We start from the raw sequence: 10,253 nt of genomic DNA, 5'->3' as shown, positions 1-10,253 counted from the left end.
TGGCCGCGCGCAGTTTGATTTTGAAGCGATTGCCCTTGGCTGATCCAACACTTCAGATCTTTTCTGCTTAGATATCTTTGGGTATATCAATCCAATGTACGGGTTCCAGCTTTCTGTAAAGCTTGATAGATACTGTATTGGCTCAAAAGCCTGCTAAGACGAAACAATACTAAAGGAAAAGACGATATCAAAAAAAATGTTTTCGCTTGATAAAACGCTCTTGAAAAAATGGCTGCATAAGAACTTCCAGATGCAAGCAAAGAAGGGAGAGGAAGGAGGGAGGGGAAAGCCGTTATAAAAATGGAGTGTAAGAGGGGATGTAACGACTTTCGCCATCATGTATATAGTCGATTGCCGAGATATATAGTTTTCGATATAGGTCCATACTGCACATTCTCATGAATGCCTCCAGGCTTCCTTTCCTTGATCATCTGCGCGCTGGGCATCATGGATGCTGGATGACGTCATTAAGGGACGAGCCCAAAAAATTGTGGGGAAGAATATCACACCGGAGTGTAAGCTATATTGTCGGTGTTCGGCCATTAAAAAAAGATGTAAAGAGCGATTATTATCGCCCTTGCATCATCTTCTTGACCTGTCGCTGCAGCTTATCCAGCTCGCCGGTCTGATACAGATAGATTCCTGCCCCGATGGCAATGAGAAAAACGAGGATGAGGCCTATCAGCCAGTTGCTGGTTTGCGCCTCCTCCACATTCACTGTTCCGGCTTTTCCATTCAGGCTGAACCTATGCAATCCCGTCTCATCTGGATTGTAGCTGAACTGCACCGTGCTGTTCTCGCCCGCCTTTACAGTCACATTCCTGCTCTCGGCGAGAGTATCGTTTACCATCAGATTAAGGGTGATGGTATCCACCTCGCTGCCCTTGTTGTGCACAACAGCCGAGATCTTCATGGACTGCTTGGCATTAGCCGTCTCGGGCAGAGTCAAGTCCATAACCTCCAATGCCGAGGTCACCATTATCTTCCTGCTGGCGGAACTGTATCCCTCCTTCTCCACCTTCAGGGAATGCTCTCCGGTCAAATTGACGGCATAAGTGAAGGTACCCTGAGAGCTGGTGTTTCCTATCTCATTGTCATCCAAGAGGATCTGTGCTCCTGCCACAGGTGTCTGGTTTATCCCCTCGGTGACGGTTATCAAGAAGTTCTCTCCAGCTGACACCTCCGCCGGGGCATTGAGAATAAGCTGATTGGCCAGTGTGACATTTGCCCTCTGAGCAGCGGTAAGCTGTGAGGCCTCCTCCACAGTTCTTACCACCATATCGGCGGTAGCATCATTGTAGCCGGTCTTCCTGGCAACAACCTTCACAGTGCCTGTGCTCTTTGGGATGTAGCTGATCGATCCGGTTGAATCGGTGGTTCCAATGGTGTTGCCATCGATTGAGATCGCTACACCGGATAGGGCTGAAGTTCCAGAGCGGACGGCAATCTGGGCTGCTTTGTCCACAACCGCACCAGAGACCGCCAAGGACAATGCGGTTCCCTCGCCCGTCTTGGTGGCAATTGGGGCCAGCAACCTCTTATCGCTGTCTGCGACCTGAATCCTCAGGTTATCCATGATATCGACGTCCTTACCTCTGGACAGGCTTATGGTACCATCATTGGTCAGGGTTATGCCGTCATAATCCAGGGAATCCACCTTCATCTTACCATGCATCTCCCCTTCTTCAACCGACTCGGGGCTATCGGATATCTGGAATATGGCGTCCACGGTGGCGAGGTCTGATTCAGTGCTTCTGAACACGCTCTCGACATGAGCAGAGATGAGTGGAACATCCTTCTCCCCGCCCATATCTATCTTGTATAGGTAATTGGACGAACCGTCAGTCGGATCGTTGGATGGAGTGACTACCTTGCTGTCCACCTCATCTCCGTCCTTGGCCAAAGCGAGATAGACCTTATTTCCGTTCAGGTCCACCTGCTTGATGCGCAGCTCATAGCCCTCCTCCAAAGAGAGGACAGATCCGCTGGCAATGGTGCGGCTGTCGTCGCTGTCCGTCAGGACGCGCCTCAACTGGCCTTCCCCTATAATGCTGGCCTCATCGGTGAACTCCGTCTCGTCGTTGTAGCCGGCAAAGTACTTGTCCGCCATGAAGCCGATTACATCGTACTTCCCCCAATCGCTGAACTCGAACTTCACCGGCTGGGATTTTGTGGAGTATTCCAGGTCGCCCTCTTCGATCTTGCTGCCGCCACTGATCCTCATGGTCATGTTCTCAGTGCCGACGTCATCGTCTATGTCATAATAGAATCCCTCGAAGTTGTAAGGATTCCAGGTGAACTCGCTCGTCTCTGATGGATCGATCACTGTGCCTCTGACATCATAGCTTCCCGTCTTCTTGACCAAGGGGGCAAACCGGAGTTCATCGGCATCGGCAACCAGGAATGAGACATCTCCGAAGATCTCCACTGTGCTTCCTCTTCTCAGGGTGAGCGAGTCTTCGTTCTCCATCTCGACTCCTTCATCAGATACGCTCTTGACCTCCATCTTGCCATACTTGTCGCCGTCCTCCACCGAGGCATAGGTATCGGAGATCTGGAAGAGGCCGTCGATGGTCACCAGGGCGGACTCGGTACTGGCAAAGACATTGGAGATATGGGCCAGGATCAGTGATGTATCCTCTCCGGCAACTTCAACCTCATAATTGTAGGTGGAGCTATCAAGATTGCTTGGGTCTATGACCTTGCTGTCTATCTCATCCCCGTCCTTAGCTAAAGCCATATAGACCTTATTGCCATCGATATCTATCTGTTTAATGCGTAGCTCATAGCCCTCTTCCAGAGGGAGAACCGATCCGGTGGTTACAGTCTTCTCCTCGTCGCTGTCGACCAGCACACGCCTTAACTGGCCGTCGTTTATCAGGCTTCTGTCGTCATTGATGAGGTCGCTTGCCTTATAGCCCGCGAAGTACTTCTCAGCCATGAAGCCTATGACCTCATACTCTCCCCAGTCATCGAACTCGAAGTCTGTAGCTTCAGGCTTAGTGGAATAAGAGATCTTGCCGGTTTCAAGGGACCTTTCATTGGGCTCCAGGTCTACTGTGAGCCTTTCTGTGCCCACTTCATTCTCCAGATCGTAGAAGAATCCAGAAAAAGTCTTTGGCGTCCAGGTGTATTTATATGGACTCTTGCCTTCTCTCCAGATTCTATTATCTCCCTCTTCTATCTCTTCTTCCTCAGCCTCTTCGGATTCTGTCTCGGTCTCATTCTGCGATTCATTCTCTGCGGTCAGCTCATCAGTTGATTGTTCATTGGTTGCATTTTCGGCTGACGCAGTGGAGGCATCAGCCGCAGAATCAGTGGCTGAAACTACCGTTCCTGCTGCAACGTCCTCTGGAGGAGTGACAACCTCGCTTGCGGATCCACCGGAGGAGGTGCCGGAGCTGGTAGCTTCTGCTGGGGTTGTTGCAGCGCTATCGGTGCTCGCATCTGCGGCGATAGTATCCTGAGAGATCTGGTCTGGAGTGATGATGTCATTAGATGCTGGAGTGGTGGCGCTCCCGCTAGACTCCTGCTGAGAGGCACTGCTGGTCTGTTCAGCTGGGGGAGCGTTCTGCGAGCTTGATTCCGGTTGGGCAGGCGCAGAAGAGCTCACCTGTGATGTTGTTACAGTTGCTGCTGCAGGAGCGGTAGCCGCTTGAGTTGCAGGCGCTGCCGAGGCAGATGACGCCTGGGCTGCGGATTGATCTGATGCAGCAGCACCGGTCGGAGTGCTGCTTTTGCTTCCCAGAGGCTTCAACCCGATGTTTCGTTTAGACAGTGTTTCTGCTGAAATCGACGATTCCTGTGCACTGCTTCCTGAAAGCAGGCTATGGCTTATGCTTGGGGCTGCCCCGCTTGATGATTCAGAGGCTTGCGCCAATACATCTGCTGGCAGAGCTGCAGCTAAAACTATGAGAAGCAGACAAACTCCACCGATCCTGACATAGTCCATGGATATCCTCCCGTACCTGATGCTATATGCCTTTTATCCTAATCAGACTTATTTATTGTTATTAGATTTATATTCCAATACATTAATTCAACGAGATCCCAGTCAATACCCTTATTTTGCTGATTTATGTTTTCTCTTTTGATCTAATTACATGGCCTCAGATCTTAATGCCCTTTTTTTGTTATGCCCCTATTAAAGGATGGAAGGACGCTTCACATTTATAAATCTGATTCCGAAAGGGGCATATACAGCTTGAATTCATGTGGCAGGCAAGAGTTCAATGCAAGAGATCACATCTTCTCTATCCGTTGCTCTTTTATATCTTCAAGTGCTGGCTGACCAGATTGGATATGATAATGATAGATGGATGACAGACAGGAGCGATGATGGGCAAGGAGTTGGCAAAGGATATCAATCTCGGGGATATGCCCACAAAAGCAGCAGATGATGCGGCAATCTCTGTAAGAGGCCTCACCAAGAGGTTTGGTGAGACGATCGCTGTAGACAATATAGACCTTCAGATCAGAAAGGGGGAGCTCTTCGGACTTCTGGGCGCCAACGGTGCGGGAAAGAGCACCATTATCAAGATGCTGACCACCATGCTCACCCCCACCTCAGGCGAGGCCAGGGTCTGGGGCTACGACATCGTCCGGGAGAGGAACGAGGTGCGATCCTCTATCGGGGTCGTCTTTCAGGATCCTGCATTGGATGGCATGCTCACCGGTAGGGAGAACCTGGACTTTCACGGCAGGATGTACGGAATGAACGCTGCCCTCAGAAAGGCCAGAATCGCCGATGTCCTGGAGCTGGTCGACCTGAAGGAGAAGGCAGACACCAAGATGCAGGACTACTCCGGTGGGATGAAACGCCGGCTGGAGATCGCCCGGGGGCTGATGCACCGCCCTCATGTCCTGTTTCTAGATGAGCCCACCATCGGCCTTGATGCCCAAACCAGGCGATACATCTGGGAGTACATCGGCCGCATGAACAAAGAGATGAATGTGACCATGATCCTCACCACTCATTATATGGAGGAGGCGGACTATCTGTGCGATCGGGTCGCCATCATGGACAGCGGCAGGATCGTGGCCCTGGACAGGCCGGAGAGCCTTAAGGATACCATCGGTTCGGATACCATAACCCTGATGACTGATAGCGGCGGGGACGCCCTCGTCCGGTCTTTGCAGTCATTCTCCTGGATCAAGTCCATCAGCTCGGATAATGGAAGCATCAAGCTTCATGTTGATCATGCTCAGTCCAGAATAGCAGAAGTGGTGCTGGAAGCGAGCAGGAACAATGCGGTCATAACCTCTGTCGGTCTGCACAAACCAACGCTGGAGGATGTATTCATCAAATACACTGGCAAGAAGATAAAAGAGAACGGCGGCAAAGATCGGGGTGCAGATATCGCTCTCCCCAGAGGCGGCAGATGATCGCAGATAAGGTCAAAGGCGATCTGTACGCCATCTATAGCATCTGGCTTCGGGAGATGCTGCGCTTCTTCCGGCTCAAGAGCCGGCTGTTCGGCTCGGTTGCTTCTCCATTCTTCTTCCTGGCATTTCTGGGGATTGGCTTTAACAATATCGGCAGAATTCCTGGAATTCCCGAAGGAGTGAACTACATGAGCTTTCTCACCCCGGGAATCATAGGCATGACCCTGCTCTTCTCGGCGACATTTGCCGGCCTATCTGTCCTCTGGGACCGGGAGTTTGGCTTCTTGAAGGAGATAATGGTCTCGCCGGTGAGCAGGATAGCGATAGTGTTGGGACGCACCGCTGGCGGCCTGACCACTGGCATTCTTCAGGCTTTGATCATAATGCTCTCGGGGATACTGCTGGGCATGGGCATTCCCAGCATCCAGGGGCTGATTCTATCCCTGGTCTTTATGATTCTCATAGCAACGACGTTCATCGGCCTGGGTCTGGCCTTTGCGTCCAAGATGGAGGATATGTCCGGATTCAGCCTGATCATGAACTTCCTGATATTCCCGCTCTTCTTCCTCTCCGGAGCGCTCTATCCCTTAGACCAGTTCCCGGAGATTATCAAGATCCTGGCTTATTTCAATCCCCTCACCTATGGTGTGGATGGACTGAGATACTGCCTGATAGGCATAAGCGCCTTCTCGCCCCTTACTGACTTTGCCGTTCTGGGGGTATGCTGTGCGGCAATGCTGTTCCTGGGAGCATATCTATTCGAGACCACTGAGGTGAACTGATCAGGATTAGTCAACCACTGCGTTCTTAAGGGCGCGGCAGTTGACTAATCTATGCCGGGCTTGCATCTGTACCCAGCTTATGCGCGATAACCGATGTTGATCCGGCCGGCGTTGCTCTCCATGTCCAGAACGCTGCTTTTGCTCGCGCTGTTCTGGCTTTCGGATGATGCCTTCGGACTTGTCATAATCTCCTTATATTTTGATATATTCCCCTTCGATCCCTGGGGAATGGGATCCTCCCACCAGGCAGATGAGTTAAACTCATTATTGCCGTCCTCCGCAAGATCGGCATGGCCATCGTCCACTAGCATTCTGTTCACTGGAGGCCATATCGGACGGTAGCGGGAATCTATGAGATAGATTACGCAGACCATCTGCCCCCATTCATTGCGGCCTAGAGTGCTGTTCTCATCGATATCGATATAAACGATCTGATCCTTCAGCAATAGATCAGCCGCTTTCTTGGCCGCCTTTCCCTGCGGGGTCACTGTGGATGGAGCGGCAATATCCGCCAGCCTCACGCTGTCCACCCCTGTAGTCCTGGGATCATTGATCACCATCTCTATTCCCAGTGAGTCTGCGCTGATCACGCTCACAATTCGCCCTACTGCTTCATCGGGGACGGCCAGAGCACCAGGATTAAACGCCTCAAAGATCACTATTATCATGATCAATAAAATTGCCAGCTTCAGATTCATAGCAACCTCTGCATGATTTGCGATCTTGCCTCAACCATACAAGTATAAAGGATAAATCCTCTCCTCGACAGGATAGTATGAACAAGAGGAGTAGCTAGGAGAGATCGGATGACAATCAAGGTGAGCATAGCGACATTCAACCTCATGAGCCTGGACGACCGGCCAGATAGAAGCCCCAGCCTGGATGAACGCATACCAGTCCTGCGGCCTCAGCTCATCCGATTGGACGCTGACATTCTCTGCCTGCAAGAGATCTGCGCCCAGCACGAGCGCAACGGAAGGCCTCGCCTGGAGGCTTTGGACCGCCTCTTAGAAGGAACTCCTTATGAGAGCTTCAACAGGGCCTCAACCGTGGACCGGGATGGAAATTACCTTAGCCATCACAATCTGGTCATCCTCAGCCGTTTCGATATCATGGAGCAGCATCAATATCAGCATGAGTATGCCCCCTCGCCGAGCTACAAGAAGGTCACTGCCCTGCCCGAGGAGCTGGAGGCACGGGAGATCTCCTGGGAGAGGCCCATTCTCCACGCAAAGGTCAGGCTGCCCAATGGAGCGGTTCTGGATGTGATCAACCTGCACCTCAAATCCCGCCGGCCGACCAACATCCAAGGTCATAAGCTAAGCGAGAGAACCTGGAAGACGGCATTCGGCTGGGCAGAAGGGGTCTTCATATCCAGCATGAAACGTATTGGCCAGGCTCTTGAGACTCGCATTCTGATAGACAATCTATTCGATGACAATCGCTGTGCTCTCATTGCCGTCTGCGGGGATTTCAACGAGGAGTTCGATGAAGTCTCCATAGAGGCTATCCGGGGTGACGTGGAGAACACGGGGAACATGGACCTGGCCATGAGGGTCATGGTGCCAACAGAGAGAAACATTCCCGAGCCCGCACGCTATTCTCTTCTGCATAACGGCAAGGGCAAGATGCTAGACCATATTCTGGTATCAAGGACGATGCTCGCCTTCTTCAAGGGCTCTGAGGTGCACAACGAGCTCTTGCATGATGAATCCATAGTCTTTGCTCCCAAGATCTTCTATCCCGAGTCCGATCATGCCCCGGTGATCGCCCGCTTTGAGCTGCCGGAATCGGATATTAGATGGTCCACCACGACAAGCGTCTTGAGAAGGGAGAGAGGCAGAGACAAGAGCCATCGATCAAGATACAAGTGAGATAAAAAAATTATGAGCAAAAAGAGCGGCGGGATCCTGCCTTTCAGGTTTCAAGATAGCCATCTTGAGGTCTTGCTCGTCCATCCCGGTGGGCCCTTGTGGGCAGGGAAGGACGAGGGGGCCTGGTCTATATCCAAAGGCCTTTTCGAGGAGAACGAGAGCCCCCTGGATGCAGCAAGAAGGGAGTTTAAAGAAGAGACTGGCTTTGAGGTTGAAGGGATTTTCATAGAGCTGGGAAGGATAAAGCAGCCCAGCGGAAAGATCGTTTTTGCCTGGGCAGTAGAAAAGGACCTGGATGAGAGGAGGATTGTGAGCAATAATTTCATGCTTGAGTGGCCCAGGAGATCAGGGATAATGCGGGAGTTTCCCGAGATCGACAGGGCAGGATGGTTTGATGTCGAGTCTGCCCGGAAAAAGATCCACAAAGGGCAGCAGGATTTCATCGACCGGCTGCTGTATGCCCTGGATAACATATGTGCATCATCCCGAAATTGATCCGGATGAGTTCATCTCTCAAGAGCGCTCTTGACCTTCACCACCAGTTCTTCTTTCACCGCACTCCTGCGGTCTCCCCCGCAGACGATGCCCCGCACGCCGATGATGTCCGGCTGCAGGCGCAAGAGCGTTTCCAGATGAGGAAATCCGATGCTGCCAGCCAGGGCAACCTCCAGATCATTGCTATGGCCAAGCTCAATGAAATCCGCCAAGTCCTTCTCGCCCATGAAGTCGAATGTCGGCTTTCCATCCTTTATGGCGGTGTCCACCATCACCACATCTGCCCCTGCCTCAGAGGCGGCTGCGGGCAGGAGCATGGGAGATATGCTTCCAACACGAAGGTAGTCAGAGTAGCCTGAAGCCACCACCTTCTTCTTTGGATCGAGGTCTTTTACCGCTCGTACGATGGCTTTGAGCATCTCCTCTGCCTGATCACATGTTTTCACTCCCAATAGGCCCGCTTTGACGTAATCCGCGCCTGAGGACGCTGCGCCCAAAGCTGCCAGGCTCGCTGTTCCCGGCTTGAACTCCATGTCGCCGATGGTCGCACTTACCGGCACCTTGCCTCTTGCCAGGTCTGCTACCGAGCGTATGACCCAGGGGAAGTTCGCACCTAGGGATCCCTCTTTGGGGTTCTTCACATCCAAAATATCAGCGCCGCCCGCCAGTGCAGCATGCGCCTCTTCCATGTTCATGGGGCTGACCAATAATCTCATATTCTCTCAATCCCGATTGGGCAAATGTGAAATGCATCTTCGTCTTCGATATACTTAATGGTGCTGTTGTTCATGCCCTGCGGGGAGAGCGCAGCCGCTATAAGCCTGTTGCTGAATTCAGCCAGGTAATAGAATCCTCCGACCCCCTGCTGATTATGGATGAGCTTCGGCCGGTTCAGGTATATGTAGCAGACCTGGATATGATCATGGGCCGGGGAAATAATATGGAGCTGATCCAGGAGATATCCAAGCGGGCAAAGACAATGGCGGACACTGGCGCCTCTAGATCAAGCGATCTGGATCTCCTTCCTCCATCCGTTATCCCGGTTCTGGGGACGGAGACGGCCTCCATCTCCCTGATAGAGGAGGTCTCAGGCCAAAGGAGGACGATAGCCAGCCTGGATATGTCGAAGCGCAGGGTCCTGTCAAGGGATAAGGCCATGGCGGATCGTAGCCCTCTGGAGGTTCTGGAGGAGCTGAATCATATCGACCTGGAGGGAGTGATAATCATGGAGCTAGATCGGATAGGGACCTGTGCCGGTCTGGATGGGGAGTTTTTAGAGAAAGCCAGGGCTCGAAGCCGCCATCCTCTGATCCTGGGGGGTGGGGTAAAGGATGAGATGGATCTGGAGGCTCTGGAAAAGGTCGGCTTTTCCGGGGCTTTGGTTGCCACGGCGGTTCATAATGGAATGATTCCTCGGAAAAGGATACAGTGAAAGAAGTGACTGCTCCCCGCCCTAAAGAGCAGGGCTTCCACGGCTTCCTGTGCCGACAGATTGCAATCCCAATCTGAGAATATTTATCGCTGCGTTCCAATCCCGGTCCATCGACAGCCCGCACTGAGTGCAGTTATGGACTCTATCGGACAGCGACTTTTCAATGAGAGTACCACACCTGGAACACATCTTAGACGTATTCCTTGGATCTACCAGGACCACCACCGAACCGGCACTTGCAGCCTTGTAAGAGGTTAAAGTCACTAGTACAGCCGGGCTTAAATA

General features: G+C 52.2%; 9 protein-coding genes. 5 read left to right on the top strand and 4 right to left on the bottom strand.

The window, feature by feature from the left end; genetic code table 11:
- Nucleotides 1–568 precede the first annotated feature (568 nt).
- Nucleotides 569–3,952 (bottom strand): S-layer protein domain-containing protein, encoded by a 3,384-nt coding sequence (locus BP727_RS06390; protein WP_286857934.1) that lies wholly within the window; start codon nucleotides 3,950–3,952, stop codon nucleotides 569–571.
- A gap of 383 nt (nucleotides 3,953–4,335) precedes the next feature.
- On the opposite strand from BP727_RS06390, the gene BP727_RS06385 reads away from it, so the two are divergent.
- Nucleotides 4,336–5,385: a daunorubicin resistance protein DrrA family ABC transporter ATP-binding protein gene (locus BP727_RS06385; RefSeq protein ID WP_013719787.1), complete on the top strand. Its 1,050-nt coding sequence runs from the start codon at nucleotides 4,336–4,338 to the stop codon at nucleotides 5,383–5,385.
- On the top strand, nucleotides 5,382–6,167 hold the full coding sequence (locus BP727_RS06380; RefSeq protein ID WP_013719788.1) for an ABC transporter permease: 786 nt from the start codon (nucleotides 5,382–5,384) through the stop codon (nucleotides 6,165–6,167). The genes BP727_RS06385 and BP727_RS06380 overlap by 4 nt, the downstream gene beginning before the upstream one ends.
- Nucleotides 6,168–6,244: 77 nt before the next feature.
- Here the strand turns inward: BP727_RS06380 and BP727_RS06375 are convergent, their stop codons facing one another.
- Nucleotides 6,245–6,865 (bottom strand): thermonuclease family protein, encoded by a 621-nt coding sequence (locus BP727_RS06375; protein WP_286857931.1) that lies wholly within the window; start codon nucleotides 6,863–6,865, stop codon nucleotides 6,245–6,247.
- Nucleotides 6,866–6,973: 108 nt separating this feature from the next.
- Between BP727_RS06375 and BP727_RS06370 the strand changes: the two genes are divergently transcribed.
- Entirely contained in the window at nucleotides 6,974–8,041 is a 1,068-nt protein-coding gene (locus BP727_RS06370; protein ID WP_013719790.1) for an endonuclease/exonuclease/phosphatase family protein, read from the top strand.
- A gap of 12 nt (nucleotides 8,042–8,053) precedes the next feature.
- Complete coding sequence (locus tag BP727_RS06365; RefSeq protein ID WP_273278316.1) at nucleotides 8,054–8,536, top strand: NUDIX domain-containing protein; 483 nt, start codon at nucleotides 8,054–8,056, stop codon at nucleotides 8,534–8,536.
- Nucleotides 8,537–8,547: 11 nt separating this feature from the next.
- Here the strand turns inward: BP727_RS06365 and BP727_RS06360 are convergent, their stop codons facing one another.
- Nucleotides 8,548–9,252, bottom strand: a complete 705-nt coding sequence (locus BP727_RS06360) for a (5-formylfuran-3-yl)methyl phosphate synthase (protein ID WP_013719792.1) — start codon at nucleotides 9,250–9,252, stop codon at nucleotides 8,548–8,550.
- 26 nt (nucleotides 9,253–9,278) lie between these two features.
- On the opposite strand from BP727_RS06360, the gene BP727_RS06355 reads away from it, so the two are divergent.
- Nucleotides 9,279–9,968, top strand: coding sequence for a HisA/HisF-related TIM barrel protein (locus tag BP727_RS06355; RefSeq protein ID WP_013719793.1), 690 nt, complete (start codon nucleotides 9,279–9,281; stop codon nucleotides 9,966–9,968).
- Nucleotides 9,969–9,989: 21 nt separating this feature from the next.
- On the opposite strand, the gene BP727_RS06350 is transcribed toward BP727_RS06355, so the two are convergent.
- A partial coding sequence (locus BP727_RS06350; protein WP_286857929.1) for a transposase occupies nucleotides 9,990–10,253 on the bottom strand: 264 nt, incomplete at its 5' end.

The sequence above is a fragment of the Methanosaeta sp. UBA356 genome (genome assembly GCF_002496465.1).
GTDB classification, from domain to species: domain Archaea; phylum Halobacteriota; class Methanosarcinia; order Methanotrichales; family Methanotrichaceae; genus Methanothrix; species Methanothrix soehngenii.
The sequence above is the reverse complement of the archived record's forward strand: the minus strand, read 5'-3'. Positions and strand labels throughout refer to the sequence as shown.